A 21,951-nucleotide genomic window follows, 5' to 3' on the forward strand; every position below is an offset into this window, starting at 1 on the left:
CACCGCGCGCCGACACGGCCGCCGACCCGCACGACCCGCACGAGCCGCACGAGCCGCACAGGCCGCAGCACCCGCACCGGCCGCACCACCGACCGGGCGCGCACGTCGCGGCGTTCGTCGCCCTGCGCGCGGCCGTCGCCCGGCGCGTCGAGCCGTACCGCGACGACCTGCGCGTCGAGCCCGAGCGGCTCGCCCAGCTGCTGCTCACCGTCCTGCCCGGCCTCGGCCCGCCCGGCATCGCCGACGAGGCCGAGATCCCGCACGCCGAGGTCGTCGACGTGCTCCTGCACGGCGTGGTCCGCCCCACCGGCTGACCCCGCCGCGCCCGTCCCCGCACCGACCCCGAGCCCCCCGAACCGCCCCCACCAGCCCGTCCCGACGCGCCGCCTCGCCGCCGCGCCGCACCCCGGCCCCCGGAGCCGACGCCCCCGCGCCGACCTCGCCGACCGCGCCCCCACCCGCACCACCCGGACCGGGAGTCCCATGCTGCTCCGCCTGCTCCGCGACCACCTGCGCCCCTACCGCGCGCAGGTCGTGGTCGTGCTGCTGCTCCAGCTCGCGCAGACCGTCGCGACGCTCTACCTGCCCAGCCTCAACGCCGACATCATCGACAAGGGCGTCGCCGTCGGCGACACCGGCTACATCCTGCGCATCGGCGGCGTCATGCTCGTCGTCAGCCTGCTGCAGGTCGCCTGCTCCATCGCGGCGGTGTACGTCGGCGCGCGCGTCGCGATGTCCTTCGGGCGCGACGTGCGGGAGCGGCTGTTCACGCGGGTGCAGGACTTCTCGGCCCAGGAGGTCGGGCAGTTCGGTGCCCCGTCGCTCATCACCCGCACCACGAACGACGTGCAGCAGGTGCAGATGGTCGTGCTGCTGTCGTTCACGATCATGCTGATGGCCCCGATCATGCTGGTCGGCGGCGTCGTGCTCGCCCTGCAGGAGGACGTGGCGCTGTCCGGCCTGCTGCTGGTCGTCGTGCCGGTGCTCGGCGTGGTCGTCGGGCTGATCGTCAGCCGGATGGTGCCGTACTTCCGGACGATGCAGCAGCGGATCGACGCGATCAACCGCGTCATGCGCGAGCAGATCACCGGCCTGCGGGTCATCCGGGCGTTCGTGCGCGAGCGCCGGGAGGCCGAGCGGTTCGGCGTCGCGAACGACGCGCTGTTCGACACCTCGCTGCGGGTCGGGCGCCTGATGGCGCTGATGTTCCCGGCGGTCATGCTCATCATGAACGCGACCAGCGTGGGCGTGCTGTGGTTCGGCGCCCGGCGGATCGACGCCGGGGACATGCAGATCGGCGCCCTGACCGCGTTCCTCAGCTACATCATGTACATCCTGATGGCGGTCATGATGTCGACGATGATGTTCGTGATGGTGCCGCGGGCCGTCGTGTCCGCCGAGCGCATCACCGACGTCCTCGACACGGACAGCAGCGTCGTCCCGCCCGCGGCGCCGGTGCGGCTGCCGCAGGTGCGCGGGCGCCTCGCGCTGCGCGACGTCGGCTTCCGGTACCCGGGCGCGGAGCGGCCGGTGCTGCACGGGGTGGACCTGGTCGCCGAGCCGGGGCAGACCACCGCCGTGATCGGCTCGACCGGCTCCGGCAAGACCACGCTGCTCAACCTGGTGCCGCGGCTGTTCGACGCGACGTCGGGGACGGTGTCCGTCGACGGCGTGGACGTCCGGGACCTCGCCCCCGAGGACCTGTGGTCGCTGATCGGCCTGGTGCCGCAGCGCCCGTACCTGTTCAGCGGGACCGTCGCCTCCAACCTGCGGTACGGCAACCCCGACGCCACCGACGAGGACCTGTGGCACGCGCTGGAGGTCGCGCAGGCGCGCGGCTTCGTCGAGGAGATGCCGGACGGCCTCGACGCCCCGATCGCCCAGGGCGGCACCAACGTCTCCGGCGGGCAGCGCCAGCGGCTCGCCATCGCGCGGGCCCTGGTCCGCAAGCCGTCGATCTACCTGTTCGACGACTCGTTCTCCGCGCTGGACTTCGCGACCGACGCCGCCCTGCGGGCCGCGCTGGTCCCCGAGACCCGGCACGCCTCGGTGGTGGTCGTCGCCCAGCGCGTCGCCACGATCCGGGACGCCGACCGCATCGTCGTCCTGGACGAGGGCGGCGTGGTCGGCACGGGCACGCACGCCGAGCTCATGGCGGACTGCCCGACCTACACCGAGATCGTCCTGTCCCAGCTGAGCGCGGAGGAGGCGGCGTGAGCGACGACCAGAAGCAGTCGGCGCCCCGGCGGATGCCGCAGCGCGGCCCCGGCCCGATGGGCGGCATGGGCATGCCGGGGGAGAAGTCCCTCGACTTCAAGGCCAGCGGCAAGCGGCTGCTCGCCGTGCTGCGGCCCGAGCGGTGGCGGCTGGTCGCCGTGGTGCTGCTCGGCATCGCGTCGGTCGCGCTCGCCGTGTCCGGCCCGAAGGTGCTCGGCACCGCCACCAACGTGATCTTCGACGGGGTGGTCGGCGGGCAGCTGCCCGCCGGTGTCTCGAAGGAGCAGGCGATCGAGGGGCTGCGCGCCGACGGGCAGGACCAGCTCGCGGACATGCTGTCCGGGATGGACGTCGTGCCCGGCCAGGGCGTCGACTTCACGCACCTGCGGGACCTGCTGCTCGCGGTGCTGGCGATCTACGTCGCCTCGGCGCTGTTCCAGTGGGTGCAGGGGCTCATCACGACCGGTGTCGTGCAGCGGGTCGTGCGGCACCTGCGCGCCGACGTCGAGACCAAGCTCGGGCGGCTGCCGCTGCGGTACTTCGACGGGCAGCCGCGCGGCGAGGTGCTCAGCCGGGTCACGAACGACATCGACAACGTCGCCCAGACGCTGCAGCAGACGCTGTCGCAGCTCATCACCGCGGTGCTCACCGTCGTCGGCGTGCTCGCGATGATGTTCTGGATCTCGCCGCTGCTGGCGCTGGTCGCGCTCGTCACCGTCCCGCTGTCCGTCGTCGTCACCGCGCTGATCGCGAAGCGGTCGCAGCCGCAGTTCGTCGCGCAGTGGCGGGTCACCGGCACGCTGAACGCCCACATCGAGGAGATGTACACCGGGCACGCGCTGGTCAAGGTGTTCAGCCGCCAGGAGCAGGCCGTCGCGGAGTTCCACGACCAGAACGCCGACCTGTACGAGGCGTCGTTCAAGGCCCAGTTCATCTCGGGGATCATCCAGCCCGCGATGGGCTTCCTCGCCAACCTCAACTACGTGGTCGTGGCGGTCGTCGGCGGCCTGCGGGTCGCCTCCGGGTCGCTGACCCTCGGCGACGTGCAGGCGTTCATCCAGTACTCCCGGCAGTTCACGCAGCCGATCACCCAGATCGCCTCGATGATGAATTTGCTGCAGTCCGGCGTCGCCTCGGCGGAGCGGGTGTTCGAGCTGCTGGACGCCGACGAGCAGACACCGGACCCGGCCGAGCCCGCCGTGCTCCCGGAGCGGGTGCGCGGCCGGGTCGTCTTCGAGGACGTGTCGTTCCGGTACGTCGAGGACCAGCCGCTGATCGACGGGCTGTCGCTGGTCGCGGAGCCCGGGCAGACCGTCGCCGTCGTCGGTCCCACCGGCGCGGGCAAGACCACGCTGGTCAACCTGCTCATGCGGTTCTACGAGATCGACGGCGGCCGCATCACGCTGGACGGCGTCGACACCCGGGCCACCACCCGGGACGCGCTGCGGTCCCAGGTCGGCATGGTGCTGCAGGACACGTGGCTGTTCGGCGGCACCATCCGGGAGAACATCGCCTACGGCGTGCAGGACGTGGACGAGGAGCGGCTGGTCGAGGCCGCCGTGGCCACGCACGTCGACCAGTTCGTCCGGGCCCTGCCCGACGGGTACGACACCGTGGTGGACGACGAGGCCGCGAACCTCTCGGCGGGGGAGAAGCAGCTGCTGACCATCGCCCGGGCGTTCCTCGCGGACCCCGCGATCCTCGTCCTGGACGAGGCGACGTCGTCGGTCGACACCCGCACCGAGGTGCTGGTGCAGCAGGCGATGAACGCCCTGCGGTCCGGGCGGACGTCCTTCGTCATCGCGCACCGGCTGTCGACCATCCGGGACGCCGACACCATCCTCGTGATGGAGCACGGGTCGATCGTGGAGCAGGGCAGCCACGCGGACCTCCTCGCGGCGGGCGGCGCGTACGCGCGGCTGTACGCCAGCCAGTTCGCGGCGGCGGTCGCGGCGACGGACTGACGCGGGACGCCCCGGGAGACGGTGGCGGCGCCGGGCCGGAAGGCCCGGTGCCGCCGCAGGTCGGAGCCCTAGGGTCGGTCGGGTGACGACGCGCACCGCGGCACCGGCGCCACGGCTCCACCGGGACCGGTACACCCTGACCCTGTACGGCTCCTTCGTGACCTGGGGCTGGCTGCTCTACTCGTTCAACCCGAGCGTCCCGCTGCTCGCGTCCGACCTCGGTCTGAGCAACGCCCAGGCCGGGCTGCACGGCACGGCCATGGCCGTCGGCGCGGTGCTCGCCGCCGCCGTCACCCCCGCCGCGGTGCGGCGCCTCGGGCGGCAGCCCGCGCTGGCGGGCGCGTGCGTGCTGCTCGCCGCGGGGATCGCGCTGCTGGTCACCGGCGGGGCGCTGCCGGTGACGCTCGGCGCGATGGTCGTCGTCGCGGTCGGGGGCAACGTCATGATCGCGTCCTCCCAGGCCGGGCTGGCCGACCACCACGGGCGCGCGGCGTCCGCGGCGGTCACCGAGGCCAACGGCGTGGGCGCGGGCGTCGGCCTGCTCGGCCCGCTCGCGGTCGGAGCGTGCGTCGCGGTCGGGTGGGGGTGGCGACCCGCCGTCGCGGTCACGGCCGCCCTCGCGCTCGCCACCGCGCTGCTGGTCCGGAGGCTGCCCCGCGCGGACCACCCGGTGCGCTCCGTGCCGGGCGCGCCGGCGTCGGTCGTGGAGGCGGAGGCCGTGGAGGCGGGGGCCGTGGACGCGCGGGTGGTCGCCCCCGCCGGGCGCGCGGTGGTCGCGTCCCGGTGGTTCGTCCTCGCGGTGCTCGCCGCCATCGCGGTCGAGAACGCCACCACCTACTGGGCGGCGGACCTCGTGCGGGAGCGCACCGCCGCCGGCGCGGGGATCGCCACCGCCACCACCGCCGGGCTGGTCGCGGGCATGACGGTGATCCGGTTCGTCGTCGGCCCGCTGTCGCTGCGGTTCTCGCCCGCGCGGCTGCTCGCCGGGGCGTTCGGCGTCGCCGTCGCCGGGTGGGCGGTGCTGTGGACCGCCACGACCCCCGCCGTCGCGCTGGGCGGGCTGGTCCTCGCCGGGCTGGGCTACGGCGCGCACTACCCGCTGGCCATCGCCCTGCTGCTGGGTGCGGCGGGCGGGGCGACCGACGCCGCGCAGGCCCGCGCGACCGTCGCGGGCGGGCTCGCCATCGGCCTGGCGCCGTTCCTGCTCGGGGCGCTCGCCGACCAGGTCGGGGCGCACACCGCCTTCCTGGTCGTGCCGGTGCTCGCCGTCGTCGGCGGCGTGGCGGCGCTCGCGGGCGGCCGCGCGTGGCGACGGGAGCGGCCCGCGCTCACCTGAGCCTGCGAGGGGTGGGTGTTCGCTGGACGGCGAGCGCCGCCACGCCGGGCGGCCGTCCCGAGGGAGGACCGATGACGACCGTCGAGGAGCCCGGGCCCACCGACCTGCTGCTGCCCGTCGGTCCCGCGACCGAGGACGTCGCCGCCCGGCTGCTCGCCGCGAGCCTGGGCGCGCAGGAGCTCGCCGCCGTGCACGCCGGGGACCGCCTGGGCTGGTACCGGGCCCTGGCGGCGGAGGGCCCGTGCACCGCCGACCGGCTGGCCGCGCTCACCGGCACCGACCCCCGGTACGTGCGGGAGTGGCTGGAGCACCAGGCCGCGACGGGCTACGTGACGCTGGCGGACGGTGCCTTCGCGCTCACCCCGGGTGCCGCCGAGGTGCTGACCGACGCCGACTCGCCGTCGTACCTGGCGCCGCTGGCCCGGCTGCACGCCGCGAGCGCCCGCGTGGTCGACGATCTGCACGCCGCCTACCGGTCGGGCGGCGGGGTGTCGTGGGCGCGGCTCGGGGCGGACGCCCGGGAGGCGCAGGCGGCGCTGAACCGCCCGTTCTTCCTGCACGGCCTCGCCCCGCTGCTCGCGGCGCAGGTCCCGGACCTGGACGCGCGCCTGCGGGCGGGGGCCGGCGTGGCGGACGTCGGGTGCGGGGAGGGCTGGTCGTCCGTGGGGCTGGCGCTGGCGTACCCGGCCAGCGCGGTCACGGGCGTGGACGTCGACGGCCCGTCCGTGGCGGCCGCGCGGCGGAACGCCGCCGCCGCGGGGGTGGGGGACCGGGTCGCGTTCGTGGAGCGGGACGCCGGGGAGGTGGCGGTCGAGGCTGCGGGGGCGTTCGACGTGGTCACGGCGTTCGAGTGCGTGCACGACCTCAGCGACCCCGTGGCGGTGCTCGCGGCGGCGCGGGCGATGGTCGCCGAGGACGGCTGGGTGCTGGTCGCCGACGAGCGCGTGGCCGCCGACCTCGCGACACCGGCGGAGGCCCTGGACCGCTGGTACTACGGCTTCTCGCTCACGGTGTGCCTGCCCGACGGCCTGTCCCGCACCCCGAGCGCCGGGACCGGCACCGTGATGCGTCCGGCCACCCTGGAGCGGTACGCGCGCGCCGCCGGGTTCGCGGGCGTCGAGGTGCTGCCCGTCGAGCACGACCTGTTCTGGTTCTACCGGTTGCTGCGCTGACCGTGGAGGCGGACCGCCGACCGGGCGGCCCGCAGGTCCTGCGCGGGCAGCAGCCCGATCTCCGCGAGGCTCTCGGCCGCGCGCCGGTAGGCGGCAGCCGCCGCGTCGGGCCGGCCCCCGGCGTCGAGCGCCCGCACCAGCAGCACCCACGCGCCCTCCCGGTACGGGTCGCCGTCCAGCGCCTGCTCCGCGGAGTCCGCGGCGCGGTCCGGGTCGGTGGGCAGCAGCGCCCGCGCCAGGGCCTCGTGCGCCGCGCGCCGGTTGGTCTCCAGCCGGTCCGCCTCGGCCTGCACCTCCGGCAGGTCCGCCTCGGTCCCGAACGCCGGGCCACGCCACAGCCGCAGCGCCTCGTCCAGCAGCGTCGCCGCGGCCGCCGGCTCCCGGACGGACAGCCGGTGCGCCTCGCGCAGCGCCCGGTCGAAGCGGTCGGCGTCCAGGTCGCCCGGATCCAGCCGGTAGCCGCCCTCCACGGCGCGCAGCTCCGGTCCGACGAACGCCCGCACCCGCGACGCGTGGCTGTGCAGCGTGTGCTCCGAGGACGGCGGCGCGCCCTCCGGCCACAGCGCGGCGACCAGGCGCTCGCGGGGGACCATCGTGCGGCGGTGCGCCAGCAGCACCGCCAGGAGGGCACGCTGACGGGCGCCGCGGACGGGTTCGTCCCCGCCTGCGGTGCGGATCTCGACGGGCCCCAGCACCCCGTACCGCATGGGGCCGATGGTAGGGCTCCGGACCCTGCCGCGGCAGGGGTCGGCACCCGTGTCCGCCGCGCCGTGGGGACCCCCTGGCGTCACCGCAGGTCAGCGGCGCGGGCGCGGTACGGTCGTCCGGAGCCCCGTCGGTCGTGGCGGGGCGCAGCACCGACCGGAGGGACGTCCGCATGCACGCCAGCCCCGACACCCACCTCCCGCCCGCCCCGGCCGACCCCGGGCGCGCGGCCCGGGTCCTGGACGCCGCCGACCCGCGCGACGCGCACTGGCGGGACCTGTACCGCGACCTGCACGCCCACCCCGAGCTGTCCGGGCGCGAGCACCGCACCGCCGCCGCGCTCGCCGCCGAGCTGCGGGCCTCCGGGCTGGAGGTCACCGAGGGCGTCGGCGGGACCGGCGTCGTCGGGCTGCTGCGCAACGGCGACGGCCCCGTGGTCATGCTGCGCGCCGACATGGACGGGCTTCCCGTGCTGGAGGACTCCGGCAAGCCGTACCAGAGCCGGCACACCGACGTGAACCCCGCGGGCGAGACCGTCCCGACCATGCACGCCTGCGGCCACGACATGCACGTCACCGCGCTCGCATCCGCCGTCGACACCCTCGCCGCGACCCGGGACGCGTGGTCCGGCACCCTGATGGTCGTCGGGCAGCCCGCCGAGGAGACCGCGTCCGGCGCGAACGCCATGCTGGAGGACGGCCTGTTCACCCGGTTCCCGAAGCCGGACGTCGCGCTCGGTCAGCACGTCGGGCCGATCCCCGCCGGGGTGGCGCACCACGCCCGCGGGCTGCTCATGGCGGCGGCGTGCACCCTCGACGTCACCATCCACGGGCGCGGCGGCCACGGGTCGCGGCCGTTCGTCACCGTCGACCCGATCCTCACCGCCGCGTACGCCATCACCCGGTTGCAGACCATCGCCGCGCGCGAGACCTCCCCGGAGGACCCGCTGGTCGTCACCGTCGGCACGTTCCACGCCGGGACGAAGTCGAACATCATCCCCGACGACGCCACCTTCACCGTCAACCTCCGGGCCCGCTCGGACGCCTCCATGGCCCGTGCGGTCGCGGCCGTGCGCCGGATCGTCGAGGCCGAGGCGGCCGCCGCCGGGTGCCCCGAGCCGCCCACCATCGGCATCCGCGAGAACCCGCCCGCCACCGTGAACACCCCCGCCGTCGTGGACCGGGTGATGGCCGCGCAGCAGGCCGTCCTGCCCGAGGGCTCCGTCCGGATCGCGGACCCGCTCATGGGCTCCGAGGACTTCTCGGAGTACGGCCTGCCGAAGGGCCGCTACGAGGGGGACCCCGTCCCGTACGCCTTCTGGTTCTGGGGCGGCATGGCGCACGCGATGTTCCCCGAGGGGTTCGCGTCCGGCATGTCCCCGGAGGTCCCGGGCAACCACACCGCGCAGTTCGCGCCCGAGGACGAGCCCACCCTCGCCGCCGGTCGGCGGCTGCTGGTCGCCGCGGCGCTGGAGTTCCTCGGCTGAGCCGCGACGGGGGATGATGGCGGGCGTGCCCGCGCTCGACATCGTCCCCCTGACCGACCCCGACGACGAGCGGCTCGCCGACTACGTCTCGCTGACCGACGTCGCGCTGCGCTCGCGGCACGAGCCCGCCAAGGGCCTGTACATCGCCGAGAGCTCCACGGTGCTCGGGCGCGCGCTCGCCGCCGGGCACCGCCCCCGGTCCGTGCTGGTGTCCCCGCGCTGGCTGCCCGACCTGACGGCCATGCTCGAGTCCCGGGATCCCGACGGCGAGCCCGTGCGGGTCTACGTCGCCGAGCCCGCCGTGCTGGAGGTCATCACCGGCTTCCACGTGCACCGCGGGGCGCTGGCGTCGATGCACCGACCGCCGCTGCCGTCCGTCGCGTCGGTGCTCGCGGGCGCGCGGGGCGGGGCCGGGGCGCGGCGGGTCGCGGTGCTGGAGGACGTGGTGGACCACACCAACGTCGGCGCGGCGTTCCGCTCCGCCGCCGCCATCGGGGTCGACGCCGTGCTGGTCACGCCGCAGTGCGCGGACCCGCTGTACCGGCGGTCGGTGCGGGTGTCGATGGGCACGGTGTTCCAGGTGCCGTGGACCCGCATCGACCCCTGGCCGTCCGGCATCGAGACGCTGCGCGAGGCCGGCTTCGTCACCGCCGCGCTGGCGCTGTCCGACGACTCGGTCAGCCTCGACGTCCTGGAGGCCGACGCCCCCGAGCGGCTGGCCCTGGTGCTCGGCGCGGAGGGCGACGGGCTCAAGCCCGCGACGATCGCGGCGGCCGACCTGACCGTGCGGATCCCGATGGCGGGCGGGGTCGACTCGCTCAACGTCGCGGCTGCGGGGGCGGTGGCGTTCTGGGCGACGCGGGTCCGGGACTGAGGGCCACCCAAGCGCTACCATCACGATATGGACGGAACCTCGGCCCCGGCAGTCGCCGCGGTGACCGGGATCTCGCTGCCCCGCGCGCACCGCCTGCTCGACCGGCTCGGTGTGCCTGCCGCGCCCGGCCCGGGGTCCGCGCGCCGGGTGCCCGCGGACGTCGCCCGCGCGGTCGCGGACGAGATCGGCACGGTGCCGCGCCGCGACAGCGGGTTGACCCGGGAGACGGTCCTCGCTGCCAAGGCGGTCGCACACGCTCCGCTGGGCATCCGCTCGGCCCGGGCGCTGGCGCGGCTCACCGGGACGAGTCCCACGACCGCCGCCAAGGCCCTGCGCATGCTCGAGACCCGCGGGCTGGTCGCCCGGCGCACCCGCACGGTGGCCGCCGGCCGGGCGGTCGAGGTCGACGAGTGGGTGGCACACGACCTGGCGACGTGGCCTACTGCCCTGCTCGGCGACATCAAGGCCGCCGCCCTGCCCCGACCCGCCCCGCGCGCACCCGTCACGAAGGTCCCGGCGCGGTTCCACCACCTGTTCTGGAACGTGGACGCCCGCGCGCTGACCCTGCCCGCCGACGCCGCGTTCGTGGCCTCCCGGCTGCTGACCGCGCCCGACCCCACGGCGACCGCCTGGGCGCTGACCGCGCTGCCCTACGCGGCGCTGGAGCGGGCGGTGCGCTCGCGCTCCTTCCCGGCGCGCGACCGCTGGCTCCTCGACGTCGCGAGGGCCGCATGACCGACACCACGGGGGAGGAGCCGACGCTCGGTCCGGCGTTGCCCGAGGGTGCCGCCGACGCGTGGCGCGAGCTCGGCCCCGCCGTGCCCCGGACCGCCTACCTCGCCGGGGGCACCGCCCTGGCCGCGCACCTGCACCACCGCCTGTCCCGTGACCTCGACTTCTTCACCGACGGGCCGTTCGACGAGGCGGTCCTGGTCGAGGTGCTCCGGTCCCGTGGCCGGTTCGCCGTCACGGACCAGGGCCCCGGGACGCTCAACGGCGTGTTCGAGGACACCAAGGTCCAGTTCCTCGACGCCAGCACGCAGCGCCCGCTGCGCGGGTTCACGGAGGTCGACGGGGTGCGCATCGCGTCGCTGCCCGACCTGCTCGCGACCAAGGTCAAGGTGATCGCGGACCGGGGCGAGCTGCGGGACTACTTCGACCTCATGGTCATCGAGCAGCGGACGGACCTGACCGTCGAGGAGGGCCTGGTGCTCTTCGTCGACCGCTACCAGCCGGCGTCGCCGGAGAGTGCGATCTCCGCGATCGTGCGCGGTCTCGGGTACCTGGACGACGTCAACGACGACCCGGGGCTGCCTGTCGAGCGCGCCGAGGTCGAGGCGTACTGGCGCCGCCGGGCCCCCGAGATCGTCCGCTGGTTCGCCGCCCAGGCGTGGTGACCAGGCAGCGCGGCATGGTCAGGCGCGCCGCCTGGACTCGTGCGCCGCGATGGCGAGCTGGACGCGGTTGTCCAGCCCGAGCCGGGTGAGCGCGCTCGAAAGGTGGGCCTTCACGCTGCCGACGCTGAGGTAGAGCCGCGCGCCGATCTCGCTGTTCGACAGCCCGTCGGCGACGGCGAGCGCGACGTCGCGCTCCCGGTCGGTGAGGCCGTCGAGCGGGTCGGGTGCGGGGGTCGGCGCGGCGTCGGCGCCGAGGCGGACGTGGTCGATGAGCTGCCCGAGGACGGCGGGGGAGACGGTGGGCTCCCCGGCGGCGGCCGCGACGACGGCGGCGACGATCTGCTCGGGCGGGGTGTGCTTGAGCAGGAAGCCCGCGGCACCGGCGCGCAGCGCGGACAGCACGAGGGCGTCGGCGCGGAACGTCGTCAGCATGACGACGGCGGGCGGGTCGGTGTGCGCGGCGCGCAGGGCGGTGAGCGCGGACACGCCGTCGAGGCCGGGCATCCGGACGTCCAGCAGGACGACGTCGGGCCGGTGGGTGGTGACGGCGTCGAGCAGGGCGGTGCCGTCATCGGCCTCGCCGACCACGTCGAGGCCGGGGTGCCCGGCGAGCATGAGCCGCAGCCCGGCGCGGACGAGGGGGTCGTCGTCCACGAGCAGCACGCGGGCCGCGAGGTCGCCGGTCACCGGGCGCCCCCGGGGAGGTCGGCGAGGACCCGGAACCGACCGGCCTCGACGCCGTGCCGCAGCGTCCCGCCGTCCAGGCGCACCCGCTCGGCGAGGCCGACGAGCCCGCTGCCGCCCGGGGGCAGGTCGGCGTCGGTGACGCCGACGGGGACGGCGTTGTCGACGGCGACCCGGACACCCTCCGCGGTGCCGGTGACGCGGACCCGGACGGCGGCGTGCGGGGCGTGCTTGCGGGCGTTGGTCAGCGACTCCTGGACGACCCGGTAGACGGTGCGCTGGGTGGACTCGCGCAGCCCCGCGCCGTCGACGTCGAGCGCGAGGTCGACCTGCTGCCCGGCGGCCCCGGCCTCGGCGGCGAGCCGCGCGATGTCGGTCAGGCGCGGCTGCGGGCGGCCCCCGGCGAGGTCGTCCTCGTCGGCGCGCAGCAGCCCGAGCAGGCCGCGCAGGTCCTCGACGGCGAGGTGCGCGTTCTCGCGGATGACCCGGGCGGCGTCGCGGACCTCCGCGGTGCTCGGCCCGGTGCCGGGGGCCGCGTCGGGGCTGGTGCGGAACTCCAGGGCGCCCGCGTGCACGGACAGCAGGGAGATGCGGTGCGCCAGGACGTCGTGCATCTCCCGGGCGATCCGCTCCCGCTCCTCGCGCCGCGTCCCGGCCAGGCGCTCCTCGTAGCGCTCGCGGTCGCGGGCGGCGGACTCCCGCAGCCCGGCGATGACCAGGCGGCGCGACCGGCTGAGCAGGCCGAGGGTGACGGCCAGGGCGTAGAGCAGCGGGATGACGACGGCGTAGACCGTCCACGACATGCCGGGCAACGGGAGCACGTGGTGGTACGGCAGTCCCGTGGCGACGTGCAGCAGGGCCGCGACGAGCGCCCAGCGCGGGCGGCCGAGCTGCGCGGCCCGGAACACGGCGACCGGGCCGGCGATGCCGCCGGACAGCGACGTGGCGGCCGGGACGACCAGCAGCAGGGCGACGCCGACCGGGTACCGCCGCGACCACCACGGCGCGAGGCACGCCACGGCGCCGAGGGCGACGTCGACCGGCCAGAACCACGCGGGGATCTGCGCGGGGCGATCACCAATGACGCTGGCGATCCAGGACAGCGTCAGCAGCCCGGTGACGACGCCGTCGCTCGCCCAGTCCCCGGCGGTGCGGGGCACGGTGAACGGGGACACGCGCCGCCACGCGCGCGCCACGCTCCCCGCCGGTCGGTCCTCCGCCACGCCCCGATCGTAGGCAGGCGCACCCCCCGGGCGTCCGGGCGGACGCAGGAGGGTGGCCGGTCGGCGGGAGGTCCTGGCCGATCGGCCGATCCGCCGCCGGGGTGGGGCGGTCACGCTGGACGGCATGAGCGAGCACACGAGCGGGCAGGTCCCCGAGCACGCGGCGCTGGAGCTGCGCGGGCTGCGGCGGACCTTCGGCGAGAAGGTCGCGGTGCACGACATGGACCTGGTGGTGCCACCCGGGTCGTTCTACGGCGTCGTCGGGCCGAACGGCGCGGGCAAGACGACGGCGCTGTCGATGGCGGTCGGGCTGCTGCGCCCCTCCGCGGGGCGGGCGCTGGTGCACGGCGTGGACGTGTGGGCGGACCCGGTCGAGGCGAAGCGGCGCCTCGGGGTGCTGCCCGACGGGCTCGCCCTGCCGGAGCGGCTCACCGGCGGCGAGCTGCTGACGTACTGGGGGCGGTTCCGCCGGATGCCGCGCGACGTCGTCGCGGCCCGCACGGCCGAGCTGCTGCGCGTGCTGGAGCTCGAGGAGGCCGAGGCGCTGGGCACGCTGGTGGGGGAGTACTCCACCGGGATGCGCAAGAAGATCGGCCTGGCGACGGCGCTGCTGCACACGCCTCGCGTGCTCGTGCTGGACGAGCCGTACGAGGCCGTCGACCCGGTGTCGGCGCGGGTGCTCACCCGGATCCTGCGCCGGTTCACGGCGGCGGGCGGGTCGGTGGTGGTGTCCAGCCACGTGATGGCGCTGGTCGAGCAGCTGTGCGACCGGGTCGCGATCGTGGTCCGGGGCCAGGTCGCGGCGGCGGGCACCCTCGACGAGGTCCGGGGCGGGTCGTCCCTGGAGGACCGGTTCGTGGACCTGGTCGGCGCCCCCGAGGTCGCGGAGGAGGAGCTGGCGTGGATCGCGGGATGATCGCCCTGAAGTTCGCCATGCTGCGCAACTCGCTTCCCGGGCTGCGGGCGGCGGGCTGGGTCATCGGCGGGGTGCTGGTCGCCGTCACCTGGGCGGCGGCGGTGCTGGTGCCGGACGAGGGCATCCGCCGGTCGGTGCTGCTGCTGGTGCTGGCGGGCTGGCTGGTCGGCGGCATGGTCGGGCCCGTGCTGATGAGCGGCGCCGGGGTGCTGCGCGCGGAGTACTTCGCGCTGCTCCCGCTGCCGCGCCGCGTGGTCGCGCGCGGGCTGCTGGTCAGCGTGTTCGTCAGCATCGCGGCGGGGTACGTGCTCCTCGCGCAGGGGTCGGTCGTCGCGCACGCCGCCCGGGGCGGCGTCGTCCCGGCCCTGGTCGGGGCTGTGGGCGCCGTGCTGGCGGGCGCGGGCGTGATCATGCTGTCCCGCGTCGTCTACGGGCTGCTCGGCGCGGCGATGCAGTCGCGGCTCGGCATCCAGATCGCGGGCGTGCAGTTCGGCATCATGTTCGCCGCGATGTTCACGGGCTGGATGGTCGTCTCCGTGACGGTCGAGAGCGTCGCGGTGCTGCTGCGCCGCGGGCTCGCCGAGGGACCGGTGCTCACCGTGCTGGAGGCGCTGCCGTCCTCCTGGCCGCTGCTCGCGGCGGACCGTGCGGCGGCGGGCGACCTGGGCGGGGCGCTGCTGCTCCTGGGGGCGCTCGCGGCCCTCGACGCGGTGCTGCTGGCGGCGGCGCTGGCCCTGCTGGTGCCGCGTCCGGGCCGGACCGCCCGGCGGCGCGGACGGCCCCGGTCGCCCGCCCTGGTGGCGGGCGGCGGGCTGCTGCCCGCGACGCAGACGGGTGCGGTGATCGGCAAGGAGATCCGGCAGTGGCGGCGCGACCCGTGGCGGGCGCTGGAGAGCTCGACCGCGCTGTGGACGGGCATCGTCATCGGGACGCTGCTGCTCCTGGTGGACTGGGCGCGGCCCGGCGCGGCGTTCGCGGGGGTGATCGTGGCGTTCGTGCTCGGGCTGGGCGGCTGCAACCTGTACGGGCAGGACGGCACGGCGGTGTGGCAGAACGTCGTCGGCGAGGACGCGACGTCGGTGCGCAGCGACGTGCGGGGACGGCAGTGGGCGATGCTGCTGGTGTTCGCGCCACGGGTGCTCGCGGTCACGGTGCCGTTCGTGGTGCTGAGCGGGGCGTGGTGGACGGTGCCGCTGGTCGCGGCGGCGATCCCCGCGGTGATGGGCGCGGCCACGGGCGCGGCGGTGCTGACCTCGGCGATCGGCGTCTCGCCGGGGGTGGACCCGCGGCGCCGGGTCGGTCCCAACGACGCGAACGGCAACATCGGGCTGCACGTGTGGGTGGTGATCCTGGCGACGAGCGTCGCGGTGGCACCCACGGTGGTGGCGCTCGTCTGGGGCGCGCCGCGACCCGCACCGGTGACGTCGACGCTCGTCGTGGTGGTCGGCGTGCTGAACGGCCTCGGCGCGGCGTGGCTGCTCGGCAGGGTCGCCGTCGCCTACCTCGCCGGGCGGCTGCCCGACGTGTTCAGCCGGATCCGGTACGGCCGGCTCTTCACGGACGGCCCCGACGGTGCCGGGGCGGACGGCGGGCTGCTGGACTGGGTGGCCCGCACGACGCTGCGCGGCGAGGTGCGGGCCAGGGAGATGAAGCAGGAGGAACGCGACAAGCGGCTCGCGCGCGCCGCGGCCACGCGGGGCTGACCTCCGTAGGTGCCGTCGGCTCGCAGGGTGCGAGCGTGCGTGTTTACGCTGATGCGCTGCCCAGGACCCGACAGCTGCGAGGTGCCGCCCGTGACGACGACCGACGACGACCAGACCGCGACCGCCACCGCGCGTCGCGGCCCCTGGGGTACCGCGCCCGTCGTGTTCTGGGGTGCGGTCGCCGTGGTCGCCGTCGTCTCCGGCCTGACGATCGTGTTCCCCGACCAGGCGAGCGACCTCGTCGGCCGGGCGCAGTCCAACGTCGTCAGCGCGTTCGGCTGGTACTACGTGCTGCTGGTCGCCGCGTTCGTGGCGTTCGCGATCTGGCTCGGCGTCGGCCGCTGGGGCGACATCACGCTCGGGCAGGACGACGACGAGCCGGAGTACTCGCTCGGCAGCTGGTTCTCGATGCTGTTCGCGACCGGCATGGGCATCGGCCTGGTGTTCTGGGGCGTGGCCGAGCCGCTGAGCCACTACGCCGACCCCAAGCCGGGCGTCACCGGCACCCCGGAGCAGCTCGCGCAGACGGCGATGAGCCAGACGTACCTGCACTGGGGGCTGAGCGCCTGGGCGATCTACGTCGTCGTCGGCATCGCCATCGCGTACACCGTGCACCGCAAGGGCCGGCCGATCTCGATCCGCTGGGCGCTGGAGCCGATCCTCGGCGACCGGGTGCGGGGGCGCCTCGGCGACGTCATCGACATCACCGCCGTGGTCGGCACGATCTTCGGCGTCGCGACGTCGCTCGGGCTCGGGGTGCTGCAGATCGGCGCCGGGCTGGAGCACATGGGGATCGCCGAGTCCTCGACGACGCTGCAGGTCGTCATCATCGTCGTGATCACCGGCGTGGCGACGCTGTCGGTGGTGTCGGGCCTCGACAAGGGCCTGAAGTGGCTCTCCAACGTCAACGTCTCGTTCGCCGGGCTGCTCATGGTCGCGGTCTTGCTGCTCGGGCCGACGCTGTTCCTGCTGCGCGAGTTCGTGCAGTCCATCGGCATCTACCTGGCCGACGTGGTCCCGATGATGCTCAACGTGTCGGCGTACGCCGGGACGGCGGGCGAGGAGTGGCAGGCGTCCTGGACGACGTTCTTCTGGGGCTGGTGGATCTCGTGGTCCCCGTTCGTCGGGATCTTCATCGCCCGGATCTCGCGCGGCCGGACGGTGCGGGAGTTCGTCGGCGGGGTGCTGCTCGTGCCGTCGCTGGTGTGCTTCCTGTGGTTCTCGGTCCTCGGCGGCTCCGCGCTCTACACCGAGCTGTTCGGCGGCGGCGGGCTCGTCGGGCCGGACGGCGAGGTCGTCCCGGAGAACGCGTTGTTCGACCTGCTCGCCGGGCTGCCCGGCGGGGCGGTGCTGTCCGTCGGGGCGATCATCCTCGTCGCGCTGTTCTTCATCACGTCCGCGGACTCGGGGGCGCTGGTCGTCTCCATGCTGTCCGCCGGGGGCGACCCCGAGCCGCGCACCCCGCTGCGCGTGCTGTGGGCGGCGCTCGGCGGCGTGCTCGCCATCGCGCTGCTCGTCGCGGGCGGGCTCACCGCCCTGCAGACGGCGGCGATCCTCATCGCGCTGCCGTTCAGCGTCGTCATGATCGGCATGGTCGTCGCGACGTCGCGCGCGCTGCACCTCGAGCACATGGCGTTCCTGCGCGCCGAGCGGCGCCAGCTGCGCTCCGCGATCTCGGCGCAGATCTCGGCGCAGGTGGACCGCCGCGTCGACCAGCGGCTCGGCAGCCTGAGCCGGCTGCGCACCGCCGGGCAGCGCCGCCGCCGCGACCAGGAGTAGCCCGCGCACCCGCTACCGTGAACGGCGCCGCGGCCCCCGCGGCGCCCCCGCACCGTGCACCGAACCGGAAGTCCTCATGCCCCGCACCCCCGCCGCCGCGCCCACCGACGAGCCGACGGGCACGGTCGCACCGGGTGGCCCCGGCGCGGCGCTCGGGCACGGGCTGCGCACCCGCCACCTGACGATGATGGGGCTCGGCTCTGCGATCGGCGCCGGGCTGTTCCTCGGCAGCGGCGTCGGCATCGCGACCGCCGGTCCCGCCGTCCTGGTGTCGTACGCCATCGCCGGGGTGCTCGTCGTCCTGGTCATGCGGATGCTCGCCGAGATGGCGGCGGCACGCCCGGCGAGCGGGTCGTTCTCGGTGTACGCCGAGGAGGCGCTGGGGCGGTGGGCCGGGTTCACGCTCGGCTGGGTCTACTGGTTCACGCTGATCATGGTGCTGGGCGCGGAGATCACGGGCGTCGCGCAGATCGTCACCGGGTGGGCGCCCGGCGTCCCGCAGTGGGTGGTGGCGCTGGTCGTCGTCGTGGTGTTCGCCGTGGTGAACCTGTCGGGCGTCCGGAAGTTCGGCGAGCTGGAGTTCTGGTTCGCGCTGATCAAGGTCGTCGCGATCGTCGCGTTCCTCGTCGTGGGCGTGCTGCTGGTGCTCGGGCTGCTGCCCGGCACGGACCCGGTGGGCACCAGCAACCTGCTCGGCCACGGTGGGTTCGCGCCCGCCGGGGTGGGCGGCATCGCCGCGGGGCTGCTGGTCGTGGTGTTCGCGTTCGGCGGGATCGAGATCGTCGCCATCGCGGCCGCGGAGGCGCAGGACCCGCAGCGCGCCGTCGGCCGGGCCACCCGCACGATCCTGTGGCGGATCCTCGCGTTCTACATCGGGTCGGTCGCGATCATGGTGCTGGTGCTGCCGTGGGACGCGCCGGTGCTGCAGCAGGGGCCGTTCGTGGCGGTGCTGGAGGTCGCGGGGCTGCCCGGGGCGGCGCGCCTCATGGAGGTCGTCGTCGTGATCGCGCTGCTGTCCGCGTTCAACGCGAACGTCTACGGCACGTCGCGGATGGCGTACTCGCTCGCCGGGCGCGGCGACGGCCCCGCGGTGCTGCGCCGGGTGTCCGGGCGCGGGGTGCCGTGGGTCGCGGTGCTCGTGTCGGTCGCGTGCGGCGTCGTCGCGGTGGGCCTGAACGCCGCGCTGCCGGACGCGCTGCTGGGCATCCTGCTCAACGCGGTCGGCGCGGCGCTGCTGGTGGTGTGGGTCCTGGTCGCGGTCGCGCAGCTGCGGCTGCGACCCCGGCTGCAGGCCGAGGCGGCGGCGCGCGGGGAGCGGATGAGCCTGCGGATGTGGGGCTACCCGTGGCTGACCTGGCTGACGCTCGCCGCGCTGGCGGGCGTGGTGGTGCTGATGCTCGCGGACCCGGCGGCGCGGGGGCAGCTGCTGTCGACGGCGGCGCTGGTCGCGGTCGTGGTGGGGATCTACGGGGTGACGGCGCTGGTGCGGCGGCGGCGCGCGGTCGTCTGAGCCCGCGCTGGGAGCCCGCTGCGTGGGGAAACGTTTGCCGGATGTAGGTGCCTGAGGCACCGATCGGACACCTGCGGTGTCCGCGCAGGTCACCGTCCCGTCACCCGGGGTCCCTAGCGTCGCTCGACGGCCGCCGCCGATCCGGGCGGTCGGCCGGCACCGCCCCGACCGGGCGGACCCTGCGAGAGAGAAACCCCCTGTGACTCGATCTGCACCCGCGGCCGCCCGGCCGCGCCCTCTGCGGCTGGTCGCCTCGGCGCTGGCGATGGCCGCCCTCGCCGCCGGCGGCCTCGCGACGACGGCGGAGCACGCCGACGCCGCGACCTACCCCGCGACGTTCCTCGACGGCACCACGACGTGGCGCTACTCCGACGACGGCTCCGACCCCGCGGCGGGCGACCCTGACCGCCTGGTGTGGACCGCGGGCGACTACGACGACGCGGCCTGGAAGTCCGGGACCGGCGGCTTCGGCGCCAAGCGCGGCGCCGCGTCCGGCATCGGCCCGTACACCGCCGTCACGCTGCTGAACCAGTACCTGAACGGGACCGGGGTGCCGAACGTCCCGACGTTCCACTTCCGGTCGGAGTTCGACCTCACCGGCGAGCAGGTGGACGACCTCGCGAGCCTGCGCGGCACCGTGGTCTACGACGACGCGGTGCAGATCTTCGTCAACGGCACCCAGGTCGCCGGGTTCCTCGACGACAAGGTCGTGGCGGCTCCCGAGGCCGAGCGCAACCAGATGTACGCGGGCGCCAACAACGGCGACCCGGTCTCGTCGACGTTCTCGGTGCCGGTGTCGGCGCTGCACGAGGGCACCAACACCATCGCCGCGGCGGTCTACCAGACCAACGACGACAGCTCCGACATCTACTTCGACGTCACCGCGCTGACCGCCGTCGCCGCCGACGCGCCCACGGTGCTGTCGGACGTCGTGCTGTCCATCGGCGCGGACGCCAGCCAGCGCTCCGTGACCTGGTACTCGGACACCGACACCGCGCAGGTCGTCCAGGTCGCCCCGGCGTCCGTCGCGACCGGCGGCGCGTTCCCCGAGGCCGCGGCGCGCACCATCACGGCGACGGGTGCGGCGACCACCTCCGGCGAGTTCAACCGGCGGGCCACGCTCGACGGCCTCGCGGAGAACACGGCGTACGTGTACCGGGTCGGCAGCGCCACGGGCGGCTGGTCCGCGACCAGCGAGTTCCGCACGCAGGACTTCTCGGGCGACTACGACTTCCTGTTCGTCGGCGACCCGCAGATCGGCGCGTCCGGGAACGTCGCGAACGACCAGGCCGGCTGGACCGACACCCTCGACCTCGCCGAGGCGACCTACCCGGACGCCGAGCTGATCTTCTCCGCCGGTGACCAGGTCGAGTCCGCGGGCAACGAGGCGCACTACGACGCGTTCCTCGCGCCCGACCAGCTGCGGGAGATCCCGCTGGTGCCGGTGAACGGCAACCACGACGTCGGCTCCAAGGCGTACGAGCAGCACTACACCGTCCCGAACCTCGACCCCACGGCCGGTGCCGCCGGGTCGGCGACCGCCTCCGGCGGCGACTACTGGTTCGAGTACAAGGACGTCCTGTTCATGGTGATCAACTCGAACAGCGGCGACACGACGTCCCACCAGGCGTTCCTCGAGCGGGTCGTGGCCGAGCACGGCGACGACGCCACCTGGAAGGTCCTGGCGTTCCACCACTCGATCTACTCGGTCGCCGCACACGTCAACGACACGCAGATCCGCGACCTGCGGGCCGCGCTGCCGACGATCATCTCGGACCTCGACATCGACCTCGTGCTCCAGGGCCACGACCACAGCTACACCCGGTCGTACCTGATCGAGGACGGCGTCCTGGCAGACCCGGCCGAGACCGCCGCGCAGGGCACGGTCACCGCCGCGGACGGCGAGGTGCTGTACGTCACCGCGAACTCCGCCAGCGGCTCGAAGTACTACGACGTGCAGGCGCCGGACGCCTGGTACGCCTCGGTGATCAACCAGGAGAAGGTCCGCAACTACTCGCACGTCGCGGTCACGGACGACTCGATCACCGTCACCACCCTGCGCAGCCAGGCCAACGGCACCGGCTCACCGGTGAACAGCGTGGTCGACGAGGTCACGCTGCGCCGCGCGGACACCACGCCGCCGGTGCTGACGGTCCCGGCCGACGGCACCGTCACCCAGGGCGCGGACTTCGACCCGATGACCGGCGTCACGGCCGTGGACGCCGTCGACGGCGACCTCACGGCGCAGGTCGCGGTCACCGGTGCCGTGGACACCGCGGTGCTCGGCGCGCAGACGCTGACGTACCGCGTGGCCGACGCCGCCGGGAACGAGGCCACCGCGACCCGCACGGTCACCGTGACCGCCGCGGCCGCGTTCCACCAGGACGTCGCCCCGGCGCTGTCCGCCCGCAGCGCGCGGGTCGGCCAGCCGCTCACCGCCGACGCGGGCACCTGGACGCCCGAGCCGACGGCCGTGGCGTTCCAGTGGCTGAGGGACGGGTCCGCGATCGCGGGCGCGACCGCCGCGACGTACACGCCGGTCGCGGCCGACCTCGGGACCGCGCTGAGCGCGCGGATCACCGTCTCCCGCGCCGGGCTGCCCGACGCGGTCGCGGTGACCGACCCGGTGACCGTCGGGGCGGCGGTCGCCGCACCCGGTGACGGGACGCCCGTCGCCGGTGGCACGGGCGGCACCGGCTCCTCCGGTGGGGGCGGCTCGCTCGCGACCACCGGGTTCACCGTCGGCACGGCGCTCGCCCTCGCGGTGGCGCTGCTGGTCGGCGGCGGGCTCGCGGTCCGGCACAGCCGCCGCCGCGCGGCCTGAGCAGGCACGCACCACGGCGCGACCCGGGCGGGTGCCCGGGTCGCGCCCGCCGGGCGACGGCGACCTCCCTCCGCCGCCGCCCGGCGTTGCTCGACTCCCTGCTCCCACCCGTTCCCCGTCGTGAGGTGATGGCGTGACCCCCCGCCGACCCGCCGCCGTCC

At 75.3% G+C, this 21,951-nt stretch carries 17 protein-coding genes; 14 read left to right on the forward strand and 3 right to left on the reverse strand.

What is annotated here, in order from left to right; translation table 11 throughout:
• From EBM89_RS21325 to EBM89_RS13900, 5 genes are all read left to right on the forward strand, one after another.
• On the forward strand, positions 1-314 hold a 314-nt coding region (locus EBM89_RS21325; protein ID WP_199732130.1), incomplete at its 5' end, for a hypothetical protein.
• A gap of 169 nt (positions 315-483) precedes the next feature.
• Positions 484-2,217, forward strand: coding sequence for an ABC transporter ATP-binding protein (locus EBM89_RS13885; RefSeq protein WP_122150017.1), 1,734 nt, complete (start codon positions 484-486; stop codon positions 2,215-2,217).
• A gap of 32 nt (positions 2,218-2,249) precedes the next feature.
• Positions 2,250-4,181 (forward strand): ABC transporter ATP-binding protein, encoded by a 1,932-nt coding sequence (locus EBM89_RS13890; RefSeq protein ID WP_233571745.1) that lies wholly within the window; start codon positions 2,250-2,252, stop codon positions 4,179-4,181.
• A gap of 82 nt (positions 4,182-4,263) precedes the next feature.
• Positions 4,264-5,517 (forward strand): MFS transporter, encoded by a 1,254-nt coding sequence (locus EBM89_RS13895; protein WP_122150018.1) that lies wholly within the window; start codon positions 4,264-4,266, stop codon positions 5,515-5,517.
• Between the two features lie 71 nt (positions 5,518-5,588).
• Positions 5,589-6,689, forward strand: a complete 1,101-nt coding sequence (locus tag EBM89_RS13900) for a class I SAM-dependent methyltransferase (RefSeq protein ID WP_122150019.1) — start codon at positions 5,589-5,591, stop codon at positions 6,687-6,689.
• Here EBM89_RS13900 and EBM89_RS13905 read toward each other — a convergent pair.
• Entirely contained in the window at positions 6,671-7,396 is a 726-nt protein-coding gene (locus EBM89_RS13905; protein ID WP_122150020.1) for an AfsR/SARP family transcriptional regulator, read from the reverse strand. The genes EBM89_RS13900 and EBM89_RS13905 overlap by 19 nt on opposite strands.
• A gap of 170 nt (positions 7,397-7,566) precedes the next feature.
• Between EBM89_RS13905 and EBM89_RS13910 the strand changes: the two genes are divergently transcribed.
• The 4 genes from EBM89_RS13910 to EBM89_RS13925 are packed head-to-tail and all read left to right on the forward strand — an operon-like array spanning position 7,567 to position 11,151.
• Positions 7,567-8,880 (forward strand): amidohydrolase, encoded by a 1,314-nt coding sequence (locus tag EBM89_RS13910; RefSeq protein WP_122150021.1) that lies wholly within the window; start codon positions 7,567-7,569, stop codon positions 8,878-8,880.
• Between the two features lie 16 nt (positions 8,881-8,896).
• Positions 8,897-9,754: a TrmH family RNA methyltransferase gene (locus EBM89_RS13915; RefSeq protein ID WP_122150030.1), complete on the forward strand. Its 858-nt coding sequence runs from the start codon at positions 8,897-8,899 to the stop codon at positions 9,752-9,754.
• Between the two features lie 27 nt (positions 9,755-9,781).
• Positions 9,782-10,489, forward strand: a complete 708-nt coding sequence (locus tag EBM89_RS13920) for a hypothetical protein (RefSeq protein WP_147463558.1) — start codon at positions 9,782-9,784, stop codon at positions 10,487-10,489.
• Complete coding sequence (locus EBM89_RS13925) at positions 10,486-11,151, forward strand: nucleotidyl transferase AbiEii/AbiGii toxin family protein (RefSeq protein WP_122150023.1); 666 nt, start codon at positions 10,486-10,488, stop codon at positions 11,149-11,151. The genes EBM89_RS13920 and EBM89_RS13925 overlap by 4 nt, the downstream gene beginning before the upstream one ends.
• An 18-nt stretch (positions 11,152-11,169) precedes the next feature.
• On the opposite strand, the gene EBM89_RS13930 is transcribed toward EBM89_RS13925, so the two are convergent.
• Both EBM89_RS13930 and EBM89_RS13935 read right to left on the reverse strand, forming a co-directional pair.
• Positions 11,170-11,838 (reverse strand): response regulator, encoded by a 669-nt coding sequence (locus tag EBM89_RS13930; protein WP_233571743.1) that lies wholly within the window; start codon positions 11,836-11,838, stop codon positions 11,170-11,172.
• Positions 11,835-13,058 (reverse strand): sensor histidine kinase, encoded by a 1,224-nt coding sequence (locus tag EBM89_RS13935; protein ID WP_158609671.1) that lies wholly within the window; start codon positions 13,056-13,058, stop codon positions 11,835-11,837. The genes EBM89_RS13930 and EBM89_RS13935 overlap by 4 nt, the downstream gene beginning before the upstream one ends.
• Positions 13,059-13,182: 124 nt before the next feature.
• Here EBM89_RS13935 and EBM89_RS13940 point away from each other — a divergent pair, with 124 nt between their 5' ends.
• From EBM89_RS13940 to EBM89_RS13960, 5 genes are all read left to right on the forward strand, one after another.
• Complete coding sequence (locus EBM89_RS13940) at positions 13,183-13,974, forward strand: ABC transporter ATP-binding protein (protein ID WP_122150031.1); 792 nt, start codon at positions 13,183-13,185, stop codon at positions 13,972-13,974.
• Complete coding sequence (locus tag EBM89_RS13945; RefSeq protein ID WP_147463559.1) at positions 13,959-15,677, forward strand: hypothetical protein; 1,719 nt, start codon at positions 13,959-13,961, stop codon at positions 15,675-15,677. The genes EBM89_RS13940 and EBM89_RS13945 overlap by 16 nt, the downstream gene beginning before the upstream one ends.
• A 90-nt stretch (positions 15,678-15,767) precedes the next feature.
• Positions 15,768-17,456, forward strand: coding sequence for a BCCT family transporter (locus tag EBM89_RS13950; RefSeq protein WP_233571744.1), 1,689 nt, complete (start codon positions 15,768-15,770; stop codon positions 17,454-17,456).
• A gap of 76 nt (positions 17,457-17,532) precedes the next feature.
• Entirely contained in the window at positions 17,533-18,966 is a 1,434-nt protein-coding gene (locus EBM89_RS13955) for an amino acid permease (protein ID WP_122150027.1), read from the forward strand.
• 199 nt (positions 18,967-19,165) lie between these two features.
• Positions 19,166-21,790: an immunoglobulin-like domain-containing protein gene (locus EBM89_RS13960; RefSeq protein WP_147463560.1), complete on the forward strand. Its 2,625-nt coding sequence runs from the start codon at positions 19,166-19,168 to the stop codon at positions 21,788-21,790.
• Positions 21,791-21,951: the final 161 nt, after the last annotated feature.

This window comes from Cellulomonas triticagri, from assembly GCF_003696205.1.
GTDB classification, from domain to species: Bacteria; Actinomycetota; Actinomycetes; order Actinomycetales; family Cellulomonadaceae; genus Cellulomonas; species Cellulomonas triticagri.